This window comes from Marinomonas hwangdonensis (assembly GCF_003721245.1).
GTDB lineage: Bacteria > Pseudomonadota > Gammaproteobacteria > Pseudomonadales > Marinomonadaceae > Marinomonas > Marinomonas hwangdonensis.
The window spans coordinates 15921-42569 of sequence record NZ_RIZG01000004.1; the positions used below are offsets into that span (position 1 = coordinate 15921).

Sequence of the window (26649 nt, forward strand, 5' to 3'; positions counted from 1 at the left end):
AATGTCTGAAGTAAAAAAAGTCCTTTTTGGGCCGATTCTTGCGAATAACCCGATTGCCTTGCAAATATTAGGTATTTGCTCGGCTTTAGCGGTAACAAGTAGCTTGAATGTAAGTTTGGTTATGGCGATAGCTTTAACATTAGTAACAGGGTTCTCTGGTTTTTTTATTGCGATTATTCGTAATCACATACCAAATAGTATCCGTATCATAGTGCAGATGATTATTATCGCTTCGCTCGTTATTGTGGTTGATCAAATTCTTAAAGCTTTTGCATTTGAGATTAGCAAGCAGCTTTCTGTGTTTGTTGGTTTGATTATTACCAACTGCATTGTAATGGGTCGCGCAGAGGCCTTCGCAATGAAAAATGGCCCTGTCATGAGCTTTGTTGATGGCATTGGTAATGGACTGGGTTACAGCGCGATGTTGATTGTGGTGGCCTTTTTCCGTGAGTTGCTTGGTGCTGGAAAACTGTTTGGTGTCGAGATTTTAGCTACGGTACAGAATGGTGGCTGGTATCAGCCTAACGGTTTGATGTTGCTTCCTCCTAGTGCATTTTTTGTTATTGGTTTAGTAATTTGGGCACTTCGTGCTTACAAGACCGATCAAGTAGAAGAGCCAGAATTCAAGATTGCAGCCAATTCCCGTTCACAGGAGGCACTATAAATGGAACAGTTAATTAGCCTATTTATTAAAGCGGTTTTCGTTGAAAACATGGCTTTGGCCTTCTTCCTTGGCATGTGTACTTTCTTGGCTTTGTCTAAGAAAGTTGAAACTGCCATTGGGCTAGGTATTGCGGTTGTTGTGGTATTAACGATTACCGTGCCGCTTAACAATTTATTGTACAAAAATCTTTTAGCGGATGGTGCTCTGGAGTGGGCTGGCTTGCCAGGAGTGGATTTAAGCTTCCTAGGTTTATTGAGCTACATAGGTGTTATAGCGGCGGCTGTTCAAATATTGGAGATGCTTCTCGATAAGTATATGCCATCTTTGTACAACGCACTTGGCGTATTCTTACCGTTGATTACGGTAAACTGTGCCATTTTAGGTGCGTCATTGTTCATGGTAGAAAGGGATTATAACTTTAGTGAAAGTGTCGTTTACGGCGCTGGCGCTGGTGTTGGTTGGGCGTTGGCTATTGCGGCGCTTGCTGGTATTCGCGAAAAACTTAAGTATTCAGATGTTCCAGCTGGTTTGCGTGGTCTTGGTATCACTTTTATCACGGTTGGTCTAATGAGTTTAGGTTTTATGTCATTTTCGGGTGTACAGCTGTAATACGCTGTACATTTAGGCAATCAAGAATAAGGTATAACTAACATGGTCAACTTAGAAATTATTCTAGGTGTGGTGATGTTCACGGCTATCGTGCTTGCGCTTGTGGCAATTATCCTTGCTGCTCGTGCACGCTTGGTAAGTACTGGTGACGTTACAATTCGCATCAATGGTGAAAAAGAGATTACCTCCCCAGCGGGTGGTAAGTTACTTCAAACTTTAGCTAATAGCGGCGTTTTCTTATCGTCAGCGTGCGGCGGGGGCGGTACTTGTGCCCAGTGTACTTGTAAAGTGATGTCTGGTGGTGGTTCTATGCTATCGACTGAGCAGTCGCACTTTACACGTCGTGAAGAAAAGGAAGGCTACCGTTTGTCATGTCAAGTTGCTGTAAAACAAGACATGGACATTATCGTGCCTGAAGAGGTATTCGGTGTGAAGGCGTGGGATTGTACTGTTGAGTCCAATCCTAACGTGGCAACTTTTATCAAAGAATTAACACTGAAATTGCCAGAGGGTGAGAACGTTGATTTTCGCGCAGGCGGATATGTTCAGCTTGAAGCGCCAGCTCATACGGTTCATTACAAAGACTTTGATATCGAAGAAGAGTACCGTGGTGACTGGGATAAGTTTAACCTTTGGAAGTTCACTTCTAAAGTAAACGAAACCGTTATTCGTGCCTATTCAATGGCAAACTACCCTGAAGAAAAAGGCTTGGTGAAGTTCAATATCCGTATTGCTTCTCCACCACCAGGTAAAGATGATTTACCACCAGGGCAGATGTCTTCTTACGTATTTAGCCTTAAACCGGGCGATAAAATTAAAGTGTATGGTCCTTTTGGTGAGTTTTTTGCCAAGGACACAGAAGCAGAAATGGTCTTTGTTGGTGGTGGTGCCGGTATGGCTCCAATGCGTTCCCACATTTTTGACCAGCTTAAGCGCCTTAATTCTAAACGTAAAATTTCTTTCTGGTATGGTGCTCGTAGTATGCGTGAAGCATTCTATGTGGAAGAGTACGATAAGCTACAAGAAGAAAATGAAAACTTTGAATGGCATTTGGCGTTGTCTGATCCACAACCTGAAGATAATTGGGAAGGTAAGACAGGCTTCATTCATAACGTTCTTTATGAAAACTATCTTAAAGACCACCCTGCGCCAGAAGATTGTGAGTTTTACATGTGTGGACCTCCAATGATGAACGCTTCGGTTATTAAGATGCTCGAAGATCTCGGTGTAGAAAAAGAAAATATTCTACTAGATGATTTTGGTGGCTAGAAACTGAATAAAAGACCCACCTTATGGTGGGTCTTTACGTTAATGACAACATAAGAACATTATGCGCATAAAAATATGGTTACCCGTTTTACTGATTCTATTGGCGGCTATTGTTTATCGTTTGGCGGCTTTTACCCCAGAGCTGGTAAGCTTTTCTGGTCCGACGATGGGTACCACCTATACAGTCAAATTTTACACGACAGAGGATTATGAATCGTCGTGGCGTGTAAAAGACAATATTGATGAACTCCTGCTAAAGGTTAACAAATCCATGTCAACCTATGACTCTCAGTCGGAGTTATCTTTGTTCAATAAGTCACCGTCTCAACAAGTTACAAAAATTAGTGATGAGTTGGCCTTTGTTATTGATAAGGCGCTGTTGATTAGCACCATGACGAACGGTGAGTATGATGTCACTGTTGGTCCTTTGGTAAACCTATGGGGATTTGGGCCAGGAAGGCTTGAAGACAAGGTTCCGTCTGACGTTTCCATTTTCGAAGCGAAGCGCAATGTTGGCTATCAGTACTTGTCTCTTCAGGATGGTGAATTGGTGAAAAGCAGAGACATATACGTAGATTTGTCATCCATTGCCAAAGGCTATGGCGTGGATGTTCTAGCAGAATTCCTAGATACAAAAGGGATTACGAGTTACCTAGTTGAAGTGGGTGGTGAGATCAAAGGCAAAGGTGTTAAGCTAGATGGATCGCCTTGGCGAGTTGCCATTGAAAGCCCTGCCGGTGGTCTAAACATGGCGGAAAAAGTAATTTCGCTTAATAACGCAGCGATGGCAACGTCCGGAGACTACCGTAATTATTTTGAAAAAAATGGTGTGCGATATTCTCATACTATTAGTCCGACAACAGGTAAGCCTATTACACATCGCTTAGCGTCTGTGTCCGTGATAGCAGAGACAGCAACGATGGCTGATGGCTTTTCTACAGCCATTTCCGTACTTGGTCCTGAATTGGGTTATGAGTTTGCTCAAGAAAATGGCATCGCCGCTTACTTAATAATGAAAACAGACTCAGGATTTGAATCTAAGTATTCAGAAAGCTTTAACGCTTACCTTGAATAAGAATTTCTTATATTAAACAATATACATATCATTACTGGTTAATGAATAGGAGTAGAAAATGTTAACAATAGTATTAGCTTTTTTTCTTATGCTGGCTCTTGTGGCAGCTATGGCCGTCGGTGTATTGATGGGCAGAAAGCCCATAGCAGGGTCATGCGGCGGTATGGGTGCATTAGGTATGGAAGTTGCGTGTGACCTATGTGGTGGCGATAAAGGTAAATGTGAAAAAGAATCCAGCAAAAGTGACGCTGGGAAAGTTGCTGATAAAAAGTTTTACGACGCAACAAAATAATTCGATATCAAAGAGGGTGTTATGACGACAAGACATTATGACGTAGTAGTATTAGGGACCGGCCCCGCAGGAGAAGGCGCGGCCATGAGTGCTGCAAAAGCAGGAAAAAAAGTAGCCGTTATAGAGGCGAGCTCACAAGTCGGTGGTAGTTGTACGCACTTAGGAACCATACCCTCAAAAGCATTGCGTCATGCTGTTAAGGAAATCATCGCTTTTAACACCAACCCAATGTTTCGTGATATCGGCGAGCCACGTTGGTTTTCATTCCCAAAAGTATTGGATAGAGCGAATCGAGTTATTGATCAACAGGTAATGGGGCGAACGGAGTATTACGCGCGTAATCGAATAGATATTTACTTCGGTACAGGTAAATTCAAAGATGCTAATACCATTGAAGTGAATACTTATGAAAAAGGGCCGGAGCTACTAGAAGCTAAAAAAGTCGTTATTGCCACTGGGTCTCGCCCATACCGGCCTGCCAATATCGATTTCTCACACCCAAGAATTTATTGCTCTGATACCATACTAAGTTTAAGTCACACGCCACGATCTTTGATTATTTACGGTGCTGGTGTCATAGGGTGTGAATACGCTTCTATTTTCTGTGGGTTAGGGGTTCGTGTCGAATTAATTAATCCGGCCAAGAAATTGTTGAGCTTTTTGGATGATGAAATTACTGATGCGCTAAGTTATCACCTACGCGATGGTGGTGTGTTGATTAGACATAACGAAACCTTTGAATCTGTTGAAACAACGGATAGAGGGGTAGTCATGCACATGACTTCAGGTAAGAAGCTTCGCGCTGATGCCTTGTTATTTTGCAATGGACGTTCTGGGAATACAGATAGCTTGGGTTTAGAAGCCATTGGGTTGGAAGCGAATGCCCGCGGTCAACTTGCCGTCAACGATACTTATCAGACTCAGGTAGAGAATGTGTTTGCGGCGGGTGATGTCATTGGTTGGCCAAGTCTTGCCAGTGCGGCGTATGATCAAGGTCGTGCAGCAGCAGCAAATATGTTTGGCTTAATCGGTGGGGAGTTTATTAGCGAAGTCCCCACAGGTATTTACACAATTCCTGAGATCAGTTCGGTTGGTAAGACAGAAGCGGAATTGACGGCAGAAAAAGTTCCTTACGAAGTGGGCCGAGCTTTCTTCAAAAACACGGCTAGGGCTCAAATAACTGGTGAAGCTGTGGGTATGCTTAAAATACTGTTTCATCGCGAATCACTGGAATTGTTGGGCATACACTGTTTTGGTGACCAAGCATCAGAGATCGTGCATATCGGTCAAGCTATAATGAAGCAGCCAGGAAAGCAAAACACACTTAAGTATTTCCTAAATACGACCTTTAACTATCCGACAATGGCAGAAGCTTATCGGGTTGCCGCCTTAAATGGTTTCAATCGGGTCTTCTAGATTAGTATAAGTTGTAACAGCAAAAAACCCACTTTAAGTGGGTTTTTTATGCGAGCAAACTAAGGTTGCTTGAGTCTGTGTAATTAGGGCTCTTCTAGCTGCCTTTGATTGCGTAAATGCCTTTAAGATTTCTAAAATAGCCTTTGTAATCCATGCCATAGCCGAAAAGAAAGCGGTCCGCGACATCTGTGCCTATGTAATCTGGAACGATATCTGTTTTTCTATCATGCAGTTTGTTAATGACAGTAGCGGAGTGGACACTGGATGTATCTTGTTGTTCCAACCATTTAATAATGGCCTGCAAGGTGTGCCCCTGGTCAAAAATATCGTCAATCACAAGGATATGTCTGTCTTTTAAACTGCTTTGAGGGTAACTAAGCCAATTTAAAGCAGCCCCTTCTGTTTCCATTCCATAACGTGTTGCGTGAATGTAATCCAGTTCGAGCGGGAAATTCAAGCGCTCAATAAGGGCTGCTGTGGGAACTAAACCACCATTCATCACACATAAAACCAGTGGGAGTTTGTCGGCTAGGTCAGCGGTGATTTGAGCGGCCATCTTATCGAGCGCAAGGTTGAGTGTGTGTTCGTTAACTAAGCAATCAGCGTCGTTCAGGATTTCATTTAAGTCATTGAGTGTGAGTGTCATGGAGGGGTCCCATTTTAAAAAATTGGCGCGATTCTACATCAATCTTTACCAGATGCTAAGTTTTAATATCATGCAGGCTTGCGCAGAGGCAAATCGATGCCAACACGATAAGCCAAGAGCTTTGCAGCCACACAATTAATATAGGTATGGCAGCGAAGGCACCATAGATTACCTGATAGCCAGTAAAAAACTGAGCGAATGAACCAAAAATGATATTGAGTATGTACAGACCTATGCTACCGGCTAGTGCTGAGATGGCAGCCCACTTGGGTGAGACATCGGCGTTAGGGGTCAAAAAATTTAATGTAAGCAACATTAGAAAGTATAAAATCATACTGCCTAGTTCGAGCAAACCATTCAACCAGATATTTGATTCGAGATTTTGTATCTGTATCGAGATTAGCGTGCCGTACATACTAAGCGAAGCCGCAAACAGAATTGGCCCTAATGTTAATATCGCCCAGTAAGTCAGTAGTCTCTCCCGTAACTTGCGAGCTTTCCTTATTCCCCATATTTCCTGAACACTGCCTTCAAAACTGTTTAGCAACAAAAGAGCAGTAAGAAACAAAGCCACTAAACCCGCTATAGGCAAGTTTTTCGCTTGTTCTGAAAAAGTGATCAGATAAGGTAGAACGACATCACTTGAGCCTGGCGCTAAGTGTTGTTCCACTAAATCAAAAAGCTGTATCTGCATTGATTCAAGCGCGGGTGTAAAGCTAAGGATGCCAAGAATAATACTGATAATTGGTACCGCTGCTAACAGACTTGATAGCGTCAGTTGAGAGGCTTTTTGTGACAGGTTACGATTCTGGAATCGAGCCAATGTTGGTTTTACGTAACGGGTAAAAGCCTCTTGGAATTGGAGTTTCTGAACAGTCATTTTATAAAGCTCTTTCGATTAGTGCGGTTATTATCGCAGCTTTTATCGGCGTTTCAAAAGCGCATTTCAATATCAACTGTCTAATTTCTAGTCATTGAGCTATTGAGTGTATTTTTTGTGACGTCAGGTGTGGATGAGTGCTTTTGTTGTTAAAAGCGAAATGCACAAATACGGTGCAAGAGTGCGTAACTATTGGTTTTTTGCTTGTTTTCTGGGCGTTGAGTCTATAAGATCCGCTTCGTTCCTTTTGTGATATTTGTATTGAAGGCGACAAATACTAGCTATTTATAGTTCCTTGTCTACAAATTGTCATTTAGCCCAGTTTTACTGGGCTTTTTTATGACTATTGGTTGACGATTATTATTCCATCCCTATAATAGCCCTCCAAATGAAATGTAATGACATTAGTTCCGTTAGCTCAGTTGGATAGAGCAACCGCCTTCTAAGCGGTAGGTCACTGGTTCGAATCCAGTACGGAGCACCATTTCAGTCCATTACTTTAATTAAATTTTTTATTTAGGTTTTGTTGGCTGCAATCAAATAAACGTCTTGTTAATAACAAGATTGCCAACAAATTAAAGCAGGTTCCCGAGAGGAAGTTTTATGCAAGTTTCTGTAGAGACAACGTCTCCAATCGAGCGCGTTCTAACAATTAGTGTTCCAGCTGCTCGTGTTGACGAAAAAGTAAATTCTGAAGTGGCTAAAACAGCGAAAACAATCCGCATAGATGGTTTCCGTAAGGGAAAAGTGCCTGTCAGCGTTGTGAAAAAACGTTACGGTCAAGGTATCCGCATTGATGCTGTTGAGCAAATCATGCGTGATGCTTATGTTGAAGCACTGCAAAAAGAATCGATTCAACCTGCTGGCGCTCCTTCCATCGAACCTAAGAGCCTTGCTGAAGGTGCTGATCTTGAGTTCGTGATTAAAGTTGAAGTTTACCCAGAAATTACTCTTGCTGATAACTCTGCGATTAAAGTAGAGCGCATCATTTCTGAAGTAACAGATGCTGATGTTGATACAATGCTTGAAACTTTGCGTAAGCAAAACTCAGAGTGGACATCCGTAGAGCGTGAATCAGCCGATGGCGATCAAGTAACGATTGATTTTGTTGGCTACCTAGGCGACGAAGCCTTTGAAGGTGGTGCAGCTCAAGGTCACAAATTAGTTTTGGGTTCCAACACCATGATTCCTGGTTTTGAATCCGGTATTCTTGGTGCTAAAGCAGGCGAAGAACGTACTATTTCTGTGACTTTCCCAGAAGATTACCAAGCTGAAAACTTGAAAGGCAAAGAAGCGTCTTTCAAAATTACTGTTTCCGAAGTAGCTGAACAGGTTCTTCCAGAACTTAATGATGCCTTTGTTGAAAAATTCGGTCTTGAAGAAGCAACGCTAGATGCTTTGCGTGCTGAAGTGCGTAAAAACATGGATCGCGAACTAAACCAAGCGGTTAAATCTAAGCTAAAAAATTCTTTGTTCGAAGGTTTGTCGTCTATTAATGAAGTTGAAGTTCCTTCCGCTTTAATTGATCAAGAAGTCGATGGCTTACGTAAACAAGCAGGCCAGCAATTTGGTGGTCAAGGTTTTGACGTGTCTCAGTTGCCAGCAGAGCTTTTCCAAGACGAAGCGAAAAAACGCGCTAAATTGGGTTTGCTGATTTCTGAAATCATCAAGTCAAACGAAATGAAAGTGGACGACGAGCGTGTATATGCTTTCTTAGAAGAGATGGCGCAAGCGTACCAAGAGCCACAACAAGTGATTGACTTTTACTTGAAGAATAAAGAGCAGCTTTCTCAGGTTCAATCTGCTGTACTTGAAGAGCAAGTTGTTGATAAACTGTTAGAATCTGCCCAAGTAACGGAAGTAACCTTGGGTTACGAAGACGCTATCAAGCCAAAAGCCCAAGCTGAAGAGGTTGGGGAAGAAGCATAAGACGAGTCTTATCTTTTTTAATAAGGTCGACATAGCATTTTGTTATGTCGACTTTTTTGTTTTAAGGAATGCGAAATGAATTTGATGAACCAAACTACCGGTCCTGTTGCGATAACAAGTAATGGCCTTGTTCCAATGGTAATTGAACAGACTGCTCGTGGAGAAAGGTCATTTGATATTTACTCGCGCTTACTTAAAGAGCGAGTGATTTTCTTAGTAGGTCAAGTGGAAGACCACATGGCTAACCTTGTAGTCGCTCAATTGTTATTCTTAGAATCTGAAAATCCTGAAAAAGACATTCATTTGTACATTAATTCACCAGGTGGTTCTGTTACTGCAGGCATGTCTATTTATGACACCATGCAGTTTATTAAACCTGACGTCAGCACCATGTGTATCGGTCAAGCGGCCAGTATGGGTGCATTGTTATTGACTGCCGGTGCCGCAGGTAAGCGTTTCTGCCTTCCTAATTCACGCGTTATGATTCACCAACCTTTGGGTGGCTATCAGGGTCAAGCTTCTGATATCGAGATTCATACTCGTGAAATCTTGGGTATAAAACATAAGTTGAATGAGATTATTTCTCATCATTCTGGTAAGCCAATTGAGCAAGTTGCTGCGGATACAGATCGTGATAATTTCATGAACCCGCAAACAGCAAAAGAATACGGTTTGATTGATGAAATACTACAGAAACGAACAGTTTAAAATAAGGGTGGAATAAATGTCAGATGATAATACTAGCCGTGGCGACCACTCTGATCGGTTATTATATTGCTCTTTTTGCGGGAAGAGTCAAGACGAGGTAAAAAAGCTCATTGCTGGACCTTCAGTTTACATCTGTAATGAGTGCGTTGATCTATGCAACAATATTATCACGCAAGAATTATCTCAAGCGGCCGACAGTGCTGAAGCGACGGACGTGTTGCCGTCACCAGCCAAACTTAGTGCAGCATTAGATGAATACGTAATTGGTCAAGATAAAGCCAAACGAGTGTTGGCTGTGGCGGTTTACAATCACTACAAACGCTTACGCCATCAAGGTAAATCGGATACCAGTATTGAGCTTGGCAAAAGCAATATATTGCTTATTGGTCCAACGGGTAGTGGTAAAACATTGCTTGCCCAAACGCTTGCTCGTGTTTTAGATGTGCCTTTTACTATTGCTGATGCGACTACGCTGACAGAAGCGGGTTATGTGGGCGAGGACGTAGAAAATATCATTCAAAAACTACTGCAAAACTGCGATTACGATGTTGAAAAAGCCCAGCGCGGTATTGTGTACATTGATGAGATAGATAAAATTTCAAGAAAGTCTGATAACCCATCTATTACTCGTGATGTGTCTGGTGAAGGTGTTCAGCAAGCCTTGCTTAAGTTGATTGAAGGTACGGTTGCCTCTGTACCGCCACAAGGGGGGCGTAAGCATCCTCAACAAGAATTTTTGCAAGTAGATACCTCCAACATTTTGTTTATTTGTGGTGGTGCGTTTGCAGGTTTAGAGCGTGTTATCAGTGATAGAACAGAAAAGAGCAGTATCGGTTTCTCAGCCACCGTGAAAAGCAAAGAAGTCGGACGTTCGTTCTCGGAAGCGGTTCATAAAGTGGAAACCGAAGACTTGGTTAAATTTGGTTTGATCCCCGAGTTTGTAGGTCGTCTACCTGTTGTAGCTACTCTTTCTGAGCTCGATGAAGAAGCGCTTATGACGATTCTCAGCGAGCCTAAAAATGCCTTGGTAAAACAGTACCAACATTTATTTGAACTAGAAGGTGTTGAGCTTGAGTTTACGCCAGAGTCATTGCGTGAAGCTGCTATTCTTGCACTAGAGCGTAAAACAGGCGCGCGTGGACTTCGTAGTATTCTTGAGTCGGCTTTGCTTGATTGCATGTTTGAACTGCCAACCCGAACGGATGTGGTTAAAGTGGTGATGGATGGTCCGGCCATACGTGGAACTTCTGAACCCAAAATGGTGTTGCAAAAGGAAGAGTTAGCGAAAAACGGCTAACCACTTTTACATAAGCCTAGCTAAGCCGAATTTGAGTATGATTGCTCTTATTCGGCTTTTTTTATGGTGTTTTGCGATAAAACACTGTGTACACTAAATTGAAATAACGATGGCGCTTGTAATTTCGGGCTTAGCCCTTATCTCTTTCCTATCAAAATGAATATAAAAGTGCGCGTTTTTTTGCGCCCAGATTGGAAGTCAATATGTCAGATTCTTTGCTCATGCCAATGTTGCCCTTGCGTGATGTGGTTGTCTATCCGCATATGGTGTTGCCCTTGTTTGTTGGTCGTCCTAAATCCATCGCGGCGTTAGAGTCCGCTATGGAAAATGACAAATATGTCTTTTTAGTGGCTCAGCAAGACGCGTCTAAAGATGATCCCAAGATTGAAGACCTTTATAAAATAGGGACAACGGCGAAAGTTATGCAGTTGTTGCGCCTACCGGACGGCACAGTCAAAGTGTTAGTAGAAGGGGGCAAGCGCGCTCGTCTTGACAAGATGGAAGAGGCGGACGGTTTTGTTCTAGGAAACATCACAGAAGTCAATTTAGAAGAAGAGAAGCAAGACGAACATGATGTGATCCGTAGCGCGCTCCTTAAGCAGTTAGATGAATATGTAGCTGGTAGTAAGCGCATACCTGCGGAAGTGGTGACTTCTCTTAAATCAATCGATGAATTGTCGAAACTGATTGATAACATCACAGGCCATATGAGCTTGAAGTTAGAAGATAAGCAAAAAGTGCTTGAGATCAACTCGCTAATTGGTCGTGGCGAATATCTTATGGGCTTAATGGACGGTGAATTAGACATAGCTCACCTAGAAAAGAACATCCGCAGCCGCGTGAAAAAACAAATGGAGAAGAGTCAGCGCGAGTACTATTTGAATGAGCAAATGAAAGCCATTCAAAAAGAACTGGGCGATATGGAAGATGGCAGCAACGATCTTGATATGCTTCAAGAAAAGATAAATGAAGCTGGAATGTCTGTTGAAGCGAAAGAAAAAGCCGACGCTGAGTTGAAAAAACTTCGCATGATGTCACCTATGTCAGCCGAAGCCACGGTTGTGCGTGGTTATATTGACTGGTTGACGTCACTGCCTTGGAAAAAACGCAGCAAAGTGCGTAACGATCTCGCTTATGCAGAAAAAGTGTTAAACCAAGACCATTATGGCCTGCAAGATGTTAAAGAGCGCATTTTAGAATTTCTTGCTGTGCAGCAGCGCGTGAAAAAAGTAAAAGGCCCAGTACTTTGTTTGGTTGGGCCGCCGGGTGTGGGTAAAACCTCATTAGGTCAATCTATCGCGAAAGCCGTTAACCGTCAGTATATTCGTATGGCGCTTGGGGGGGTTAGGGATGAAGCTGAGATCCGAGGTCACCGTCGTACCTACATAGGTTCTATGCCAGGTAAGCTTTTACAGAAGCTGGCAAAAGTCAAAGTGAAAAATCCGCTCTTTTTGCTTGATGAGATCGACAAGATGGGGATGGATCAACGAGGCGATCCAGCCTCGGCGCTATTGGAAGTATTAGACCCAGAGCAAAACCATACTTTTAATGATCATTACCTGGAAGTGGATTTTGATCTATCTGATGTTATGTTTATTTGTACTTCGAATAGCATGAACATTCCAGGTCCTTTGCTTGACCGAATGGAAGTGATCCGTATTCCGGGTTACACCGAAGACGAAAAACTCAATATTGCTAAGCGTTACCTGTTGCCTAAGCAGATTAAGTTAGCGGGTCTTAAAGACGGTGAGATTCAGGTCAGTGATGAAGCCTTGATGGATGTCATTCGTTATTACACCAAAGAAGCGGGCGTGCGTGGATTAGAGCGCGAACTCAGCAAAATTTGCCGTCGAGTGGTAAAAAAACAAGCACTCAACAGTGCAAAAGAAATTCAAGCGGTAGAAGTAACGCATTCTAATTTGGAAGATTTCTCAGGCGTTCACAAGTTCAGCTACGGGAAAGCAGAAGAAAAAAACCAAATTGGTCAAGTCACTGGCTTAGCTTGGACATCGGTAGGTGGAGAATTGCTCACTATTGAAGCGGCCGGCGTTCCGGGTAAAGGGCGTCATGTTAAAACCGGTTCTTTAGGTGACGTCATGCAAGAATCCATTCAAGCCGCGCTAACCGTGGTTAGAAGTCGGGCGATTGGTCTAGGGATAGATGAAAACTTCCATGAGAAAGTCGACCTTCATTTGCATGTTCCTGAAGGGGCAACGCCTAAAGATGGACCGAGTGCGGGTGTGGCAATGTGTACAGCTATTGTTTCAGTGCTAACTATGATCCCTGTTAAGGCCTCTGTGGCAATGACAGGAGAGATAACTCTGCGTGGTGAAGTCTTGCCTATTGGGGGGTTAAAAGAGAAGCTCCTAGCGGCTCACAGAGGAGGTATTAAAACCGTTATTATTCCTCAGGAAAACGCCAGAGATTTAAAAGAAATTCCGGATAATATCAAGTCTGATATTAAGGTGATTCCGGTGAAATGGATTGATGAGGTGTTGGATATCGCTTTAGAGAGCATGCCGTCACCAAAAAAGGACGAAACCTTAACAACGAATGAAAAAACTGTTGATGATCAGGAGCCTGTCAGTCATCATTAGGGGATAACCTGTGTTGACAGGGAGTAGGTTTGACTTGTATAACTGCTCGCTCGGCCTTGTGGCAAGGCATTTATACTGCGCCGAAAATTATTAAGGATCCACGAAAATACTGAAGGGGTACAACGTGAACAAATCTGAATTGATTGATGCTATTGCAGCGTCTGCTGATTTATCTAAAGCGTCTGCTAGCAATGCACTAGACGCGACTTTAAAAGCCATTGAAGCGGCTTTAGCAAAGGGTGACCAGGTTACACTAGTGGGTTTTGGTACTTTTGCAGTGAAAGAACGTGCGGCGCGTACAGGTCGTAATCCTCAAACTGGTGAGGAAATCCAAATTAAAGCAGCGAAAGTACCTGGTTTCAAAGCCGGTAAAGGTCTTAAAGACGCTGTAAACTAATGTTTTTGGAGCAGTAGTTCAGTTGGTTAGAATACCTGCCTGTCACGCAGGGGGTCGCGGGTTCGAGTCCCGTCTGTTCCGCCATTAGACACAAAAGGTGTATTCTAGTCAGGATACACCTTTTTTATTGGTCATTTAATTAACTTAATTGGAGGCAGTAATGCTCCAGGATATAAGAGATAAGTCTCAAGGCATTGTGGTAAAGATCATTGTCGGTTTTATCGTTGTGACTTTTGCTCTATTTGGTGTTGATGCATTAGTGCAAAGTTTTACGTCGTCTGAAACCGCTGCCGAAGTAGACGGTGTTGAGATCAGCCGTACCGAAGTGATGCAAGGGGCTGAAACTCAGCGTCGTCAGTTAATTTCGATGATGGGAGGGCAGGTTAATCCAGCACTACTAGAAGACAATCTTCTGCAGCGTCGTGCCCTAGATGAATTGGTTCAACGAGTTGTATTGTCTAACCAAGCGCGTGAATTAGGTCTTGGTGTGTCTGACGCGCAAGTAGACGCCTATTTACTGCAAGCAGAACAGTTTCAAACGAATGGTGTATTTGATCAAAACAAATACCTTAATTTCATACGCTCCCTTGGATTTACGCCACTTGCTTTTAAGGAGCGAATTAAACAGGACGTTCTGATTCAACAGCCGCGCAATGCCATTGCTGGTTCTGAGTTTGTTCTGCCTTACCAAGTAAACAGCGTAGCTACATTACAATCTCAGCAAAGATCATACGACTACGTGACTTTTTCATTGGCAAATGAAGCAGAAACCATGAGTGCTTCTGACGATGAACTAAACGCCTATTACGAAGAAAATAAGCAAAACTTTACTGCGCCTGAGCAGGTTAAAGTCGACTATGTGCTCATTTCCAGCGCGGATTTTTACAACAAAATCGAAATCAGCGATAACGAATTGCAAAATGAATATCAAGTGTCTATCGCATCTATGCCACAAGAAGAAAGGTTAGCCTCGCATATCCTTATAGATACTTCTGAGCGCAGTGACGATGAATCGCAAGCGCTGGTTGATGAGATTCAAGCGCGACTATCATCAGGGGAGTCTTTCTCTGCTTTAGCGGCGGAATATTCAGATGATATTGGTTCAAAAAATGAGGGAGGGAATTTAGGGTATGTTGCAGCCGGTACTATTGACCCAGCATTCGATGACGTATTGTTTTCTATGGAAGAAGGGGCAACTGAACTGGCGCAAACCCAATTTGGTTTCCATCTCATTCGCTTAGAAGCCATTACGCAAGCTGATGTACCAAGCTTTGAGTCTCAAAAGGATATCTTGGAACAAGCCTTACGAGAGACCAAAGCTAGGGATGCCCTGTTAACGGCGCATGAAGACATTACTGACCTTGCTTATGCGAGTGATAAACTGGGCGTACTTGCTAAAGAGTACGGTGTAGATATTCTGCAAAGTGCGTATTTTGACCGCAATGGTGGGACAGATCTCGTCACCAGCCACCCTGAGGTCATTGCAGCGGCGTTTAGTCCGACTATTCTTGAAGATAAATTGAACAGTAATTTGATCGAATTAAATGATGACGAAGTGGTGGTGATTCATTTAAATGATTACAAGGCCGCTTCTTTGATGTCATTTGAAGAAACCGTTGAGCAAATTACGTCTATTGTTGTTCAGGAAAAAGCCACAGCGTCTTTGAAAGCCAAAGCCGAGGCGGCTAAAGATTCCGTTGATACCGAATGGCGTGCGGTCGAGCAAGCGCAACGTGGTCAAGATGAAGTGACTGCATTGGCATTTGCTATGCGTCATCCAGAAGGTGACAACGCAGTTACAGAGGTGAAAAACTTGTCAAACGGTGATCTTGTGTTAATCCGTTTAAACAAGGTTGAGAATGGTACGGATGCGGTATCGGAAGAGCAGATCCTTGCTTACGAGCGTTATCTAAACCAAACTCAAGCTAGTATGAGCACACAAGGGCAACAAGCGTTACTGCAGAATAAGGCAGAGATTTCTCGATAATGTGTTTGTTTTGTCCTGTTTGAGAGGGTGTTGACACACCCTCTTTTTATATGAGTTCAACCCTATTGCGACCCTCTTGCTTGGCTTTATATAGTGCCTTGTCAGCGGATCGTAATAGGTCTTCATAGCTCCTCACTTGATCAGAAAATGCTAAACCAATACTGACTGTCATCGCGAAATTCTCGCCAAGGTCTGTGTAGTCGAGATTAGCAATCTTCTCGCGTAAATGATCACAATATGAAATGGCCTGATGAGCTCCAATGCCTTCTATCAGCAAAGTAAATTCTTCTCCTCCCCATCTGGCAACGTGCACATTATCATTTGTCATCGCATGCAGCTCTTTCGCTATAAGCTGTATGGCTTGATCACCAACGAGGTGAGAGTAGTGATCATTGATCGCTTTAAAATGATCGATGTCTAAAATAGCAAGGGCTAAAGAGGTGCCTTGACTCTTTGCATTGGCAAACGTACTGCTTAATGAGCGATCAAATGCACGACGATTTGGTAGGTGCGTTAAGCCATCTTCGTTGGCAAGACAACGAAGCTCTTCTGTTTGTTGTTGCAACGCAAAAGTTTGCTTATCAACCAGCTTTTTGAGTCTCAACTCGTTGGCCTGCAGCTGACGCAGGCGCCACTTTACACCAGCGGTCAAGAGTAGTAACAACACCACAAAAGCAGAAATTTGCATTTCTCTTGTTTGCCAAATAAAAGGCTGTATGGTGAACTCGTATAGGGTTTCGCTAGGTGTCCAATCGTTGTAAGGATAGCGCGCACTGAGCTTAAGCTGATAGTGTCCTGGAGGTAAATTGGTGTACTCTGCGGTCGTACCTTTGTCTCGGAAAGACCAGCCTTCTTCAAAGCCGACAAGATGGGTACGGTATTGGATACGTGAAGACAGTACATAGCCAAGTCCGGCATAGTGTATAGCCACTCGGCTTGTACCCGGTTTAAAAGCAGCATTTTGGGTTGAATCCACTAGCTCACCATCAACAAAGACCGATTCCAGCACCAGTGGTAGCGGACGAGCGATCTTTTCGGTCAAGCGTAAGCTGTTTATCATGGACACGCCTTTCGCCGTGGCAAACCACAGAGTGCCATTGCTCATTACAACCGCGGTCGGATTGGATCCCCCATTGGCTTGAGCGCTGGCCATGCCATCACTTTGGGAAAAGTGCTCAAAGTCGATATTTTCTTGCTTTCCATCGGCCACAGCTTGGGCTGAATCATACGCCACTTGCCAAATACCGCGATTACTCGTCAGCCACAAACTGCCATGGTTGTCACTGATCACCTGAAATAACTTATCAATGGGTAACCCCGCCTTACGGCCGACTAAGCCAAGGTGACCGTCTTTGTGCCGGTAACGAATTAACCCACGGTCCGTGGCAATCCAAACGTAGTCCTTTTCTGGCCAAAAACCAAACGCATATTCCGCACCCTCCATCGCGTTTATGGATAGCGTATTGATCTCATTTCCTGTGATTATGGCAACACCGACTCCGGTCCCCACCCAGATCTGGCCCTTGGTGTCCTCCGACAGTGCCATTATATAATTACCTGGTAAACCTTGTTCACGAGTAAAAAGGGTTTGTTCACCTTGTGCATTGCGTCGAACCAACCCTGTGGTAGTACCAATCCACAAGTTACCCTTGGTGTCTTCAAGTACTGCCCGGACTTCATTACTGGGTAAGCCATTTTTCTCGTTAAAATAAGGGGTAAGCTGGTTATCTTGCCATACCATTAGGCCGTTCAAATAGGTGCCAACCCAAACGCCACCCGCGCGCCGCCGGGCAAAGCTCAATGTTGAGACTTGTGCGCTTTTTTGATTCAGTGCGCTATAAGCTAGGCCTTTTTCTATAACGCTAAGACCCTCGCTGGAGCCGACCAGCAAGCTGTCCGGTGATAATGCGAAAACGCTTCGGACGTAATCCCCAACCAAGCCACGCTCTTTCGTCCAGCTGCTAAAAGGCGCGTTACGCAAGCGCATTAAGCCTCCGTTTGTGCCTATCCAAATGCTGTTTTCCAAATCCTGAAATATGGACAGCACTCGGTTATTAGGTAGACCTGAATCAGCACTCAGTTTTTCGATTTTTTGGTGAGCGAACCGAAAAACGCCCATATTGACGGTGCCAAGCCAAATATTATTTTGCTTGTCTTCAAGCAGTGTGGTGATGGTGGCTCCTGCCAAACTAGGGTGAAGTAGTAAGGCTTGTGAGCCCTTAATCACATACGCGCCTCGATTAGTGGCAACCAACAGCTCTTTATTGCGGGTTTCAATCACAGAATACACCTGTCGATTGGGGAGGTTATATTGCGCCAGAACGTCCTGCTGGCTGTTGCCATTTAAGTGATATAAGCCACTATCAGTTGCGGCCCAAATACGGCCTTGAGAATCCTCTAGCAAGCGATAAGCGCTCTTGTTTTTCAGTACCCAGACTTCGTTATGGGCATTGGGCGCACCGTCAGATTTTTGTGTTGGCCTGAAAAACACTCCCGTGCCTTCCACTGCAAGCCAGAGGTTATCCTTGGTATCCTTCATTACATGATTGACCATGCTTTGAGCGGGTGGTTGTGGTTTCCATTGTTGATGGTTTCGGTAGGTGATACCACCGCGTGCCCCTGCAATCCATAACCCATTTTCTGAATCGGGCACTAAGGTTCGAGTACCAGAGTCAATGATGCCTGTCTGTTCAGAACGTTCAAAAAAGCGAAACTCACTGCCATTATAGCGAGCCACGCCCTCCCACGTGGCAAACCACAAGTAGCCATCGCTGGTTTGTGTGATGGCGTTAATGCTGTTATGAGGTAATCCGTCTTCAGTGGTCCAAGTGTCGGCAAAGTAATTGGCCAATGGCGTACCTTGGTTACTGTATGTGTTGGTAGATAAGAGCGCGATAAGAAAAGTCACGCTCAAGAACCAAGGTTTTTTGAATCGAAGTAAGAACATCACAATCACATCCTGTAAAATTTAAACGCTAGTAGCAATTCGCTTGTTTGTTATCGGCGACTAGCGCCTCATATGTCACAAGATGAGGTGGTACATTTTTTTGTAAAGTGTCAATTCGAGTAGAGTGAGAAGGGTGAGTTGACAATAATTCTGGCGTTTTGCTGCTTCCCTTGGCGGCCATATTTTTCCATAACTGAGCGCTTTCTCTAGGATCGAATCCGGCTTCTGACATGTAGGCTAAGCCTAGTAAATCGGCTTCTGTTTCATGAGCGCGACTGAAAGGCAATATGATACCAACTTGAGCACCCAGACCCAGGGCTTGAAAGATGGCGGCTTTTTCTGGCGTAGCTTCTCCACTCAGCTGATAACCCAAAGCGAGCGCTTGGCTAGTGGCCAGCTGTGTCGAGACACGTTCATTACCATGACGGGCCAATACGTGGGCGATTTCGTGCCCGATGACGGCCGCTAGTTGGGACTGATTTTGTGCGACGTCCAACATGCCCGCATACACCCCAATTTTATAACCTGGCAGTGCAAACGCATTGACTTGTTTATCATCAAATAAAACAACTTCCCAAGCCTGGTTACGATATTTATCTGGCAGCGTAGCAATAAGTTTGTCGGTAACACATTGTACTTGCTGTTTGAGTGGGGTGTTGGTGGAGGCTGGCGTTTCTTGTTTCATCACCGCAAAGGATTTCACTCCCATCTGATTGATTTGGCTGTCAGGCAATATAGCAAACTGTTTACGTCCGGTTGGCGAAGAGCTGCAACCTACTAAAGTAATCAGCGTGGTGACTAAAAGGGTTTTATATAAAGTCGTCATTTGATGCATCTTTTGTTTGTCGATATTAGAGGGATTTAATAACAAGAGAGAAGCGACGACAACCATCGTTTCCCTCTATTTTTTGGTAACGGTTTATGTGATTATTGATGTGCACACTATGGCTTAGTTTTATCTTGTTTGGCACGATGAACTAAGGCTTTAAAGAGAGCACGTTGAGATCGCATATAAAGTAAAAACTCTGGGTGCCATTGCACTCCTAACATAAACGCCTTACTTGGCGCTTCAATCGCTTGAACTATGTTATCTGAGTCTCTGGCGGTCACCACCAAATGGTCACCTACCTGATCGATTCCTTGATTATGAAGGCTGTTGATTCGAAAACGGCCTTTGCCAATAAGGGACTGAATTAATCCGTTTTGAATGTCAGGCTTATCGGCTGTATACAATTTTTTAAACGGTAAAATAGTCCATCTATTGGACGTGTTTTTTCTCTGCAAACGCAGTTCTTGAAACAAGGTTCCTTTGCAGCACACATTCAGTAATTGTGCGCCACGGCAAATCCCCAGTAAAGGTATGTTTTTCTCTAGCGCATTATTTATGATCGCCATTTCAAAAGCGTCACGATCACTGTCGTAATTCGATTCTACTTCTGGTTTGGCCGCGTATAATACGGGCTCAACATCATGTCCACCGGTTACCACAACCGCGTCATAGTGCGGAGCGTGTTTTTCATCGCCAGGTTTAAGCTGCAGTGCACGACCACCAAACCAACGAATGATCCAAGCAACACAAGTGCGTGGCCCAAAAGCCCCTTTTGAAGGGCCTGTAATCGCAATTATGGGTTTAGCCATTTTGCCTCCACGATTGACGCCCAGTCACCCATGAGGCGTTTTAATGGACTCTGTAAAAATTCATGGTAAGCGGAACAGCAGGCGTCTAAACGTTGTTTGTCAGCGGCCAATCGCTCCACTTCAATCCAGTCATTCCACGCGACGTTTATTCCCCAAGCTGGGTCATCAATCTGGCAGTCAGGTAAACGGTAATGAAACGTAGGTCTGGCTTTAATCAGCACATCCTCCGTGCTTGCTAAGACTCTTTGCTCATCGAGAAACTTAAATAACGGCAGCATATCGAGCGCCCGATTACGGGTAGGGTTGTCAGCCAGATAATCGTCGATCAGATTAGCCAAATCAGGCCAATATTCTGCCACGATGATTTTTTTCACATACTGTGGCGGAAAAGGGTCAACGTAGCTGGTGACACGACGTGTGAAATTAATGTCTGATTGCTTGTAGAGCCAGTCGTATAGACACACAAAAGCTTTTAAACACGCCATAATATGTTGGGCATCATGACTGGCTAATTCAGGATTGAGTTGCATGCCAAAAGCATTAACCGCACTGTCTGCGGTCCCTTTCGCGCCTTTTTTACGCAAAAATGAAACGAGGTGTTCTACTTCATCAAGACGGCCCAGTGGCAAGGGAGGACTGACAATCTCAACGGGCACTAAATTTTTAGCAGCCCAAGCCAGTAGCTCTTCTGTCGAACGGTTCACCAGATCAGCAAACGATTCGTCTCTAAGTTCTTTACGCCCCAGCTTCTTAATCAGATCGAAATCCAATTCAATAATCCATTCGCCGGCGCTGTCACCCGTTAAGGTTCTTTCATAACGACCTTTTTCATTGACCGTTAGAGAGAGATATTCTGCGACGAGATCGGCTAACGCATCCAGCTCAAGACCACTCATTTCAAGCTCAATACCAATGTGTCTTTCCCCCCCTTTGGCGTTGTCATGCCAAGGTGGAGACTGAAAATCTGACGCTGTCATGATTCTGTTTCTCCTTGAAAATCCGTATAGGAATAACGCTTATAGGTTGTTTGAAGTCGTCACCGTTTCTTAAGCAGAAAAGACTAATATACGCGTTTTAAAGGGAAATGAAAAAAAACCGCCAAAAAAATCAAAAAGGAAACACAATCGGCACCAAAGCGAGAGTGACTATTAAAGCCAAAATTTGCAGTGGTATGCCCACTTTTGCAAAATCAGCAAAGCGATACTGCCCAGGCCCAACAACCAAGGTATTAACGGGGGAGGCAATGGGCGTTGCAAACGCAGTAGAAGCGGCTATTGCCACGGTGACCATAAGGGGTTCTGGACTTATGTTCAGCATTTGTGAGATTGACAAAGCAATGGGGGCAACCAAAACCGTTGTCGCCGTATTGGAAATAAATTGGCTTAACAAGGTAGTCAGTAAGAAGAAGCCCGCGCATAAAAACAAAGGGCTGGCGTGTCCGTATTCAGCGGCCAAGAGGTTAACGACGTAGCTCAGCGCACCGCTTTTTTCCATTGCCAGAGCCAGCGGCAGCATCCCTGCAATCAATACCAAGCTGGTGGCATTAAGGGATTTATAAGCGTCGTTTAAACTTAAACATTTAGTGACAACCATTAATAAGGCAGCAATTAAAATAGCGGTTAAGTTAGCCACCCAACCAAATGTCATTGCCAGCAAGAGTCCGAACGTGATCATCAAGGCAATTGGCGCTCTTGATGCGGTTTCAGGGATTTCTTGCATTTCGGTCGGCGTGTCCAGCACCACAAAATCACGCTTTCGCTCAATATTGCGAATATGTTGCCAGCTTCCCGCCAGCAAAAGCGTGTCGCCCGCCGACAGTTTGGTTTGAGCGAATTCGGTCGACAAGGGCGCAAGGTCACGTCGCACACCAATCACACTCAGGTTGTAATGTTCTCTAAATTGACTGTCCTTGATCGACCGGTCACATAACCGAGATAGAGGAGGGACAATGACTTCCGCTACCCCAAATATGTCATTCAACCGTGACAGCTCTTTTTCTTTGTATTGCAAACAACCTAGTTGTAAAGCCTGACAGGCGTTGTCTATGTTGTTAGGGTCGCCATAAGCCCACAAAATATCAGCGTGCTTTAACTGAGTATTTGCCAAGACGGGCATCAAATTAGACAGCCAGCTCCCCCTTCGTTCGATACCCACCACGGTCACTTCAAATTCGCTTCTCAATCCCACATCGGCCAATGTGCGAAAAGCGAGTGGGCTGTGCGGCTGCACAATCAATTTGTGCAGCTGGTTGTGAGTCCCGTATCGGGCATTGAATTCTTTTAAATTTGACCGTACTTCTTCTGACTTCACTTGCTTGGCACTGGGCAATAAGTATTTAGAGACAAACACCAAATACAGCATGCCGACAATGAAAATTGCCAGCCCCACTGGGGTAAAGGCGAAAAAGCCAAACGGCTCAAAGCCAGCCGCGCGCATTTGTGAACTGACAATAATATTTGGCGGCGTCCCTATTAGAGTTAACATACCCCCAATCAAGGCCGCAAACGCCAGCGGCATTAACAGTCGAGAAGGCTGCATGCCGGACTTACTTGCCATACTCAAGACAACAGGTATCAGCAGTGCTACCGCCCCTGTTGAGCTCATAAACGCAGAAAGAAGCGCCACCACCGGAAGCAAACACATCAGCAATCGTTGTTCGCTACTACCGCCGACTTTTAATAGCCAATTCCCCGCCGCTGCGGCGACGCCTGTTTTATAAAGCCCTTCGCCAATCACAAATAAGCCAGCAATCATAATAACCACGGCATTACCAAACCCTGATACCGCTTCCGCTGGTGTTAATACGCCAGACAACGCCAGAGCAATCACCACCATCAAAGCAATGGTATCCATACGCATTTTATTGCTCAAAAATAAAATGACAGTCGTGCCCAGCAAACCAAAAACAAACATCATATCCGTCGTCATAAACCGCATCCGTATTCGTAAAAGTCGAGTCAAAATGCACCGATCATACCGTTTCATATTTTTAATGGCGACCGGAATACTTACGGTAAACCTGAGCTAAATCAAAAAAACATCCCCTTTTCTAGCGACTATTTTTCGCCTTGTTAGACAAAAGTCTAATTTTGTTAGGCACTTATTGACTCACACACGTCAAGGCCCTAACATAAATCCTAATAGAGGTAAATTGGTAAGACCAATGTGCTTCTTGTGCAGAAGATTAACAATCCAATAATAAGAGAATGCTTATGCAATCAACCCTTTTTCCACTCTTAGCCTTCGCCCCTTTAGTGTTGGCTGCTATTTTACTGGTTGGCCTAAACTGGCCTGCCAAACGCGCGATGCCAATGGTGTTTTTAGTCACAGCGGCCATCGCACTGCTTGCTTGGGAAATGAGCTTTAATCGAGTCCTTGCATCGACCTTGCAAGGCTTGGTGCTAACCGGTGCCATTTTGTGGATCATATTTGGTGCGATTTTGCTGCTGAATACGCTCAAACACTCTGGTGCCATCACGGCGATTCGTGGTGGTTTTTCCAGTATCAGCCCCGACAGGCGAGTGCAGGTCATCATAGTGGCATGGTTATTTGGCTGCTTCATTGAAGGCGCTTCCGGTTTTGGTACGCCAGCGGCCGTTGCTGCCCCCTTGCTGGTCGCTCTTGGTTTCCCCGCTCTTGGTGCGGTCATGATTGGCATGATGATTCAGTCAACGCCGGTGTCTTTTGGCGCTGTGGGAACACCCATCGTGGTGGGTGTTGCTGGTGGTCTTGATCAAGCCAGCATTACGCAAACACTGGTTGCAAACGGATCTGATTGGGAAACCTTTTATCGTCTCATTACGTCAGAAGTGGCTATCATGCACGCCCTAATCGGTGTGCTTATGCCGTTGTTCATGGTGATGATGCTGACCCGTTTCTTTGGCCGTAATCGTTCATGGAAAGAAGGATTAGCCATGGCGCCTTTTGCCTTATTTGCCGGCTTAGCGTTTGTTATTCCTTATGCGGCGGCTGGTGTCTTCTTAGGGCCAGAGTTTCCATCCATGATTGGTGCCCTAGTGGGACTCTTGATCGTGGTTCCCGCGGCGAAGGCCGGTTTTCTTCTACCAAAAACACAATGGGACTTTGCAAAAGCAAGCGAATGGCCTGTTGAGTGGATGGGTAAAATAGAAATCAAACTGGACACACTCACTGGCAAAGCGCCTATGTCAATGAAATTGGCATGGTTCCCTTATGTTTTACTTGCTGCCTTGTTGGTCTTGTCTCGAGTCAATGCCGATGTTAAAGCCTTTTTCACTCAGAATCTGGTACTTGGTTGGAGCAATATTCTCGGTGAAACGGGCGTCTCTGGTAGTATCCAATTTCTCTACTTGCCGGGTGGTATCATGGTGTTGGTCGCGCTAACGACCTTTTTCTTGCATCGTATGAAGTTCAGTGAATTTCAAGCGGCATTGGGTGAGTCTTCGAAAACTCTCTTAGGCGCGGGCTTCGTACTACTCTTTACCATTCCTATGGTGCGTATCTTGATTAACTCAGGCGTCAACATGGCCGATCTGCCTTCCATGCCACGTGCCATGGCCGAATTAGTCGCTGGCAGCGTGGGTGACGTGTATCCTTTCTTTGCTGCGACGGTCGGCGGGTTAGGTGCCTTCATCGCAGGCTCAAACACCGTATCAAACTTGATGATGTCGCAATTCCAGTTTGACACCGCGCAACTGATCGGCGTATCGGGTGCCTTATTGGTCGCCGCTCAAGCGGTAGGTGCAGCGGCGGGTAACATGATCGCCATTCACAATATCGTTGCCGCCTCCGCTACCGTTGGACTGCTTGGACGAGAAGGGCAGATGCTACGTATGACCATCATCCCGACCATTTACTACCTGATTATGGCAGGCATACTGGCCATGATTGCCATTCATGTAGTGGGCGTCACAGATCCAATTATGGGTTAACCTTTATCCATGCTATTAAAAAAGGGCCGACATTCGGCCCTTTACTTATTTCCTTCTCACAGCACAATCAAAACCTCGAAAACAACAGGATTCAGAACACCATAGAAAAAACCGCGTATCCTTATGGTATAAAGCAGCCATCTACTTACGAGGATTGGATTTTTGAACCGAGAAACGCTAGAAAAATATCAGGTATTCCTTTATCTGATCGCCATTATTGTTGGCTTGACGCTAGGAATACAAAGCCCTGCGCAGTCAGGGAATCTAGAGTTGGCTTTGTGGCCTTTGCTCGGCGTGCTCCTTTATGCCACCTTTACTCAAATTCCCCTTTCGCAGTTAGGTGACGCCTTCACCGATACTCGCTTTATGTTGGCCGCCGTCATTGGAAACTTCGTTGTACTGCCTTTGATCGTTTGGGTGCTGATGCTTTCTGCGCCTAACGTTCCTGCCGTTAAGCTAGGAATATTACTGGTACTGCTGGTTCCCTGTACCGACTGGTTTATTACCTTTACTCACTTAGGTGGGGGCGACACAAAACGCGCCGTTGCTTTTACCCCCGTGAGTTTACTGCTTCAGCTGTTTTTATTGCCCGTGTATATATGGCTTTTCCTTGGTGCGGAAATCGCCATTAGCCTAGTTCAGCAAGAACTGCTTTTGGTTTTTTTTGGACTGATAGTCCTGCCTTTAATCGCGGCGTTTATCACCCAGAAATGGACGGAGCAACGAGCAGGCCGCCAACCATTTGTAAACGCGGTTGGCTGGCTCCCCGTTCCATTACTGTCCATGGTTGTGTTTTCTATCGCCGCGGCCCAAGTGAATGTCGTGATGGACTCATTGCCCCTGCTTCCTAGCGTATTGATGATATTTTGTGCTTTTCTACTCATCGCCGGGGTTTTATCCGTCCTGCTAGCAAACGCGTTTTCATTACCCACATACCAAGGCAGAGTGCTTGCGTTCAGCCTAGGCAGCAGGAATTCCTTCGTGATACTGCCCCTTGCCCTTTCATTGCCATCATCGCTTGAACTAACCGTCGTCGTGATCGTATTTCAGTCCTTAATTGAACTATTCGGCATGGCGATATACCTATGGTGGGTACCGAAAAAACTCCATCGCACCAACACCAAATTGTTAAGCATTACATCAAATTCAGCGTAAAAAGGACGAAGAGTGAGTATTCAATATACCGATATGCACGCAGACGGTGGAGAGCCTGATCGTATAGAACGACTCAAAAGTAAAATCCCGATGCAACGGGGAGGTTTGCCTGATGAAGTCGCAGAGGCAATTTATTGGTTAGCGTCTGAACAATCCTCATTTTCAACGGGTAACTTTCTAGATTTAGCCGGTGGTTTGTGAAAAGTAAGCTCAGATGAAAGAAAGCGTTTTCA

The 26649-nt window shown here is 44.6% G+C and carries 22 protein-coding genes and 2 tRNA genes; 17 read left to right on the forward strand and 7 right to left on the reverse strand.

What is annotated here, in order from left to right; translation table 11 throughout:
• The first annotated feature begins 1 nt into the window (after position 1).
• The 6 genes from EBI00_RS08040 to sthA all read left to right on the forward strand — a co-directional run bounded on the left by EBI00_RS08040 (position 2) and on the right by sthA (position 5325).
• Positions 2-664 carry an NADH:ubiquinone reductase (Na(+)-transporting) subunit D gene (locus EBI00_RS08040; RefSeq protein WP_123095425.1) on the forward strand — a complete coding sequence of 221 codons (663 nt, stop codon included), beginning with the start codon at positions 2-4 and terminating at the stop codon, positions 662-664.
• The gene (gene nqrE, locus EBI00_RS08045; protein WP_123095426.1) at positions 665-1273 is read left to right on the forward strand and encodes an NADH:ubiquinone reductase (Na(+)-transporting) subunit E; all 609 of its coding nucleotides are present in this window, start codon (positions 665-667) and stop codon (positions 1271-1273) included. It abuts the gene before it with no gap.
• 42 nt (positions 1274-1315) lie between these two features.
• Positions 1316-2542 carry an NADH:ubiquinone reductase (Na(+)-transporting) subunit F gene (nqrF, locus tag EBI00_RS08050; RefSeq protein WP_123095427.1) on the forward strand — a complete coding sequence of 409 codons (1227 nt, stop codon included), beginning with the start codon at positions 1316-1318 and terminating at the stop codon, positions 2540-2542.
• Positions 2543-2603: 61 nt separating this feature from the next.
• On the forward strand, positions 2604-3617 hold the full coding sequence (locus EBI00_RS08055) for an FAD:protein FMN transferase (RefSeq protein ID WP_123095428.1): 1014 nt from the start codon (positions 2604-2606) through the stop codon (positions 3615-3617).
• A 58-nt stretch (positions 3618-3675) separates the two neighbouring features.
• On the forward strand, positions 3676-3909 hold the full coding sequence (gene nqrM, locus EBI00_RS08060) for a (Na+)-NQR maturation NqrM (protein WP_123095429.1): 234 nt from the start codon (positions 3676-3678) through the stop codon (positions 3907-3909).
• 21 nt (positions 3910-3930) lie between these two features.
• Positions 3931-5325 carry a Si-specific NAD(P)(+) transhydrogenase gene (gene sthA, locus EBI00_RS08065; RefSeq protein WP_123095430.1) on the forward strand — a complete coding sequence of 465 codons (1395 nt, stop codon included), beginning with the start codon at positions 3931-3933 and terminating at the stop codon, positions 5323-5325.
• A 94-nt stretch (positions 5326-5419) separates the two neighbouring features.
• Here sthA and EBI00_RS08070 read toward each other — a convergent pair whose 3' ends face one another.
• Together EBI00_RS08070 and EBI00_RS08075 are read right to left on the reverse strand one after the other, a co-directional pair.
• Positions 5420-5971: a hypoxanthine-guanine phosphoribosyltransferase gene (locus EBI00_RS08070; RefSeq protein WP_123095431.1), complete on the reverse strand. Its 552-nt coding sequence runs from the start codon at positions 5969-5971 to the stop codon at positions 5420-5422.
• A 55-nt stretch (positions 5972-6026) separates the two neighbouring features.
• Positions 6027-6851, reverse strand: coding sequence for a YihY family inner membrane protein (locus EBI00_RS08075; protein ID WP_123095432.1), 825 nt, complete (start codon positions 6849-6851; stop codon positions 6027-6029).
• A 407-nt stretch (positions 6852-7258) separates the two neighbouring features.
• On the opposite strand from EBI00_RS08075, the gene EBI00_RS08080 reads away from it, so the two are divergent.
• The 8 genes from EBI00_RS08080 to EBI00_RS08115 all read left to right on the forward strand — a co-directional run bounded on the left by EBI00_RS08080 (position 7259) and on the right by EBI00_RS08115 (position 15766).
• Positions 7259-7335: transfer RNA gene (locus EBI00_RS08080), tRNA-Arg, on the forward strand.
• 119 nt (positions 7336-7454) lie between these two features.
• Complete coding sequence (tig, locus tag EBI00_RS08085; RefSeq protein WP_123095433.1) at positions 7455-8780, forward strand: trigger factor; 1326 nt, start codon at positions 7455-7457, stop codon at positions 8778-8780.
• Between the two features lie 75 nt (positions 8781-8855).
• Positions 8856-9488, forward strand: coding sequence for an ATP-dependent Clp endopeptidase proteolytic subunit ClpP (gene clpP / locus EBI00_RS08090; RefSeq protein WP_123095434.1), 633 nt, complete (start codon positions 8856-8858; stop codon positions 9486-9488).
• 16 nt (positions 9489-9504) lie between these two features.
• A complete protein-coding gene (gene clpX, locus EBI00_RS08095; protein WP_123095435.1) occupies positions 9505-10785 on the forward strand; it encodes an ATP-dependent protease ATP-binding subunit ClpX in 1281 nt (426 codons plus the stop codon).
• 203 nt (positions 10786-10988) lie between these two features.
• Entirely contained in the window at positions 10989-13382 is a 2394-nt protein-coding gene (lon, locus tag EBI00_RS08100; protein ID WP_123095436.1) for an endopeptidase La, read from the forward strand.
• A 124-nt stretch (positions 13383-13506) separates the two neighbouring features.
• Entirely contained in the window at positions 13507-13779 is a 273-nt protein-coding gene (locus tag EBI00_RS08105; RefSeq protein ID WP_012069435.1) for an HU family DNA-binding protein, read from the forward strand.
• A 7-nt stretch (positions 13780-13786) separates the two neighbouring features.
• Positions 13787-13863, forward strand: a tRNA-Asp gene (locus EBI00_RS08110).
• A gap of 76 nt (positions 13864-13939) precedes the next feature.
• Positions 13940-15766, forward strand: a complete 1827-nt coding sequence (locus EBI00_RS08115) for a SurA N-terminal domain-containing protein (protein WP_123095437.1) — start codon at positions 13940-13942, stop codon at positions 15764-15766.
• Between the two features lie 46 nt (positions 15767-15812).
• Here EBI00_RS08115 and EBI00_RS08120 read toward each other — a convergent pair whose 3' ends face one another.
• The 5 genes from EBI00_RS08120 to EBI00_RS08140 all read right to left on the reverse strand — a co-directional run bounded on the left by EBI00_RS08120 (position 15813) and on the right by EBI00_RS08140 (position 23279).
• Positions 15813-18713 carry a ligand-binding sensor domain-containing diguanylate cyclase gene (locus EBI00_RS08120; RefSeq protein ID WP_123095438.1) on the reverse strand — a complete coding sequence of 967 codons (2901 nt, stop codon included), beginning with the start codon at positions 18711-18713 and terminating at the stop codon, positions 15813-15815.
• Positions 18714-18741: 28 nt separating this feature from the next.
• Positions 18742-19539 (reverse strand): M48 family metallopeptidase, encoded by a 798-nt coding sequence (locus EBI00_RS08125; protein WP_206612568.1) that lies wholly within the window; start codon positions 19537-19539, stop codon positions 18742-18744.
• Between the two features lie 116 nt (positions 19540-19655).
• The gene (locus tag EBI00_RS08130; protein WP_123095439.1) at positions 19656-20351 is read right to left on the reverse strand and encodes a gamma-glutamyl-gamma-aminobutyrate hydrolase family protein; all 696 of its coding nucleotides are present in this window, start codon (positions 20349-20351) and stop codon (positions 19656-19658) included.
• The gene (locus EBI00_RS08135) at positions 20336-21328 is read right to left on the reverse strand and encodes an amidoligase family protein (RefSeq protein WP_123095440.1); all 993 of its coding nucleotides are present in this window, start codon (positions 21326-21328) and stop codon (positions 20336-20338) included. Before EBI00_RS08135 ends, EBI00_RS08130 begins: the two co-directional genes overlap by 16 nt.
• 130 nt (positions 21329-21458) lie before the next feature.
• A complete protein-coding gene (locus EBI00_RS08140) occupies positions 21459-23279 on the reverse strand; it encodes an SLC13 family permease (RefSeq protein ID WP_123095441.1) in 1821 nt (606 codons plus the stop codon).
• A 284-nt stretch (positions 23280-23563) separates the two neighbouring features.
• Between EBI00_RS08140 and EBI00_RS08145 the strand changes: the two genes are divergently transcribed.
• The 3 genes from EBI00_RS08145 (at position 23564) to EBI00_RS08155 (ending at position 26617) form a co-directional block, all read left to right on the forward strand.
• Positions 23564-25261, forward strand: coding sequence for an L-lactate permease (locus EBI00_RS08145; RefSeq protein WP_123095442.1), 1698 nt, complete (start codon positions 23564-23566; stop codon positions 25259-25261).
• A 162-nt stretch (positions 25262-25423) separates the two neighbouring features.
• Positions 25424-26416 carry an arsenic resistance protein gene (locus EBI00_RS08150; RefSeq protein WP_206612569.1) on the forward strand — a complete coding sequence of 331 codons (993 nt, stop codon included), beginning with the start codon at positions 25424-25426 and terminating at the stop codon, positions 26414-26416.
• Positions 26417-26428: 12 nt separating this feature from the next.
• A complete protein-coding gene (locus EBI00_RS08155) occupies positions 26429-26617 on the forward strand; it encodes an SDR family oxidoreductase (RefSeq protein WP_338322920.1) in 189 nt (62 codons plus the stop codon).
• Positions 26618-26649: the final 32 nt, after the last annotated feature.

Excerpts from the sequence above, each read along its gene's own strand:
- sthA (WP_123095430.1), top strand. The coding sequence starts at position 3,931 with ATGACGACAAGACATTATGACGTAGTAGTATTAGGGACCGGCCCCGCA.
- EBI00_RS08070 (WP_123095431.1), bottom strand. The coding sequence starts at position 5,971 with ATGACACTCACACTCAATGACTTAAATGAAATCCTGAACGACGCTGAT.
- EBI00_RS08115 (WP_123095437.1), top strand. The coding sequence starts at position 13,940 with ATGCTCCAGGATATAAGAGATAAGTCTCAAGGCATTGTGGTAAAGATC.
- EBI00_RS08040 (WP_123095425.1), top strand. The coding sequence starts at position 2 with ATGTCTGAAGTAAAAAAAGTCCTTTTTGGGCCGATTCTTGCGAATAAC.
- clpX (WP_123095435.1), top strand. The coding sequence starts at position 9,505 with ATGTCAGATGATAATACTAGCCGTGGCGACCACTCTGATCGGTTATTA.
- EBI00_RS08130 (WP_123095439.1), bottom strand. The coding sequence starts at position 20,351 with ATGGCTAAACCCATAATTGCGATTACAGGCCCTTCAAAAGGGGCTTTT.
- EBI00_RS08120 (WP_123095438.1), bottom strand. The coding sequence starts at position 18,713 with ATGTTCTTACTTCGATTCAAAAAACCTTGGTTCTTGAGCGTGACTTTT.
- nqrF (WP_123095427.1), top strand. The coding sequence starts at position 1,316 with ATGGTCAACTTAGAAATTATTCTAGGTGTGGTGATGTTCACGGCTATC.
- nqrE (WP_123095426.1), top strand. The coding sequence starts at position 665 with ATGGAACAGTTAATTAGCCTATTTATTAAAGCGGTTTTCGTTGAAAAC.
- clpP (WP_123095434.1), top strand. The coding sequence starts at position 8,856 with ATGAATTTGATGAACCAAACTACCGGTCCTGTTGCGATAACAAGTAAT.
- EBI00_RS08055 (WP_123095428.1), top strand. The coding sequence starts at position 2,604 with ATGCGCATAAAAATATGGTTACCCGTTTTACTGATTCTATTGGCGGCT.
- EBI00_RS08135 (WP_123095440.1), bottom strand. The coding sequence starts at position 21,328 with ATGACAGCGTCAGATTTTCAGTCTCCACCTTGGCATGACAACGCCAAA.
- nqrM (WP_123095429.1), top strand. The coding sequence starts at position 3,676 with ATGTTAACAATAGTATTAGCTTTTTTTCTTATGCTGGCTCTTGTGGCA.
- EBI00_RS08125 (WP_206612568.1), bottom strand. The coding sequence starts at position 19,539 with ATGACGACTTTATATAAAACCCTTTTAGTCACCACGCTGATTACTTTA.
- tig (WP_123095433.1), top strand. The coding sequence starts at position 7,455 with ATGCAAGTTTCTGTAGAGACAACGTCTCCAATCGAGCGCGTTCTAACA.
- EBI00_RS08140 (WP_123095441.1), bottom strand. The coding sequence starts at position 23,279 with ATGACGACGGATATGATGTTTGTTTTTGGTTTGCTGGGCACGACTGTC.
- lon (WP_123095436.1), top strand. The coding sequence starts at position 10,989 with ATGTCAGATTCTTTGCTCATGCCAATGTTGCCCTTGCGTGATGTGGTT.
- EBI00_RS08145 (WP_123095442.1), top strand. The coding sequence starts at position 23,564 with ATGCAATCAACCCTTTTTCCACTCTTAGCCTTCGCCCCTTTAGTGTTG.
- EBI00_RS08075 (WP_123095432.1), bottom strand. The coding sequence starts at position 6,851 with ATGACTGTTCAGAAACTCCAATTCCAAGAGGCTTTTACCCGTTACGTA.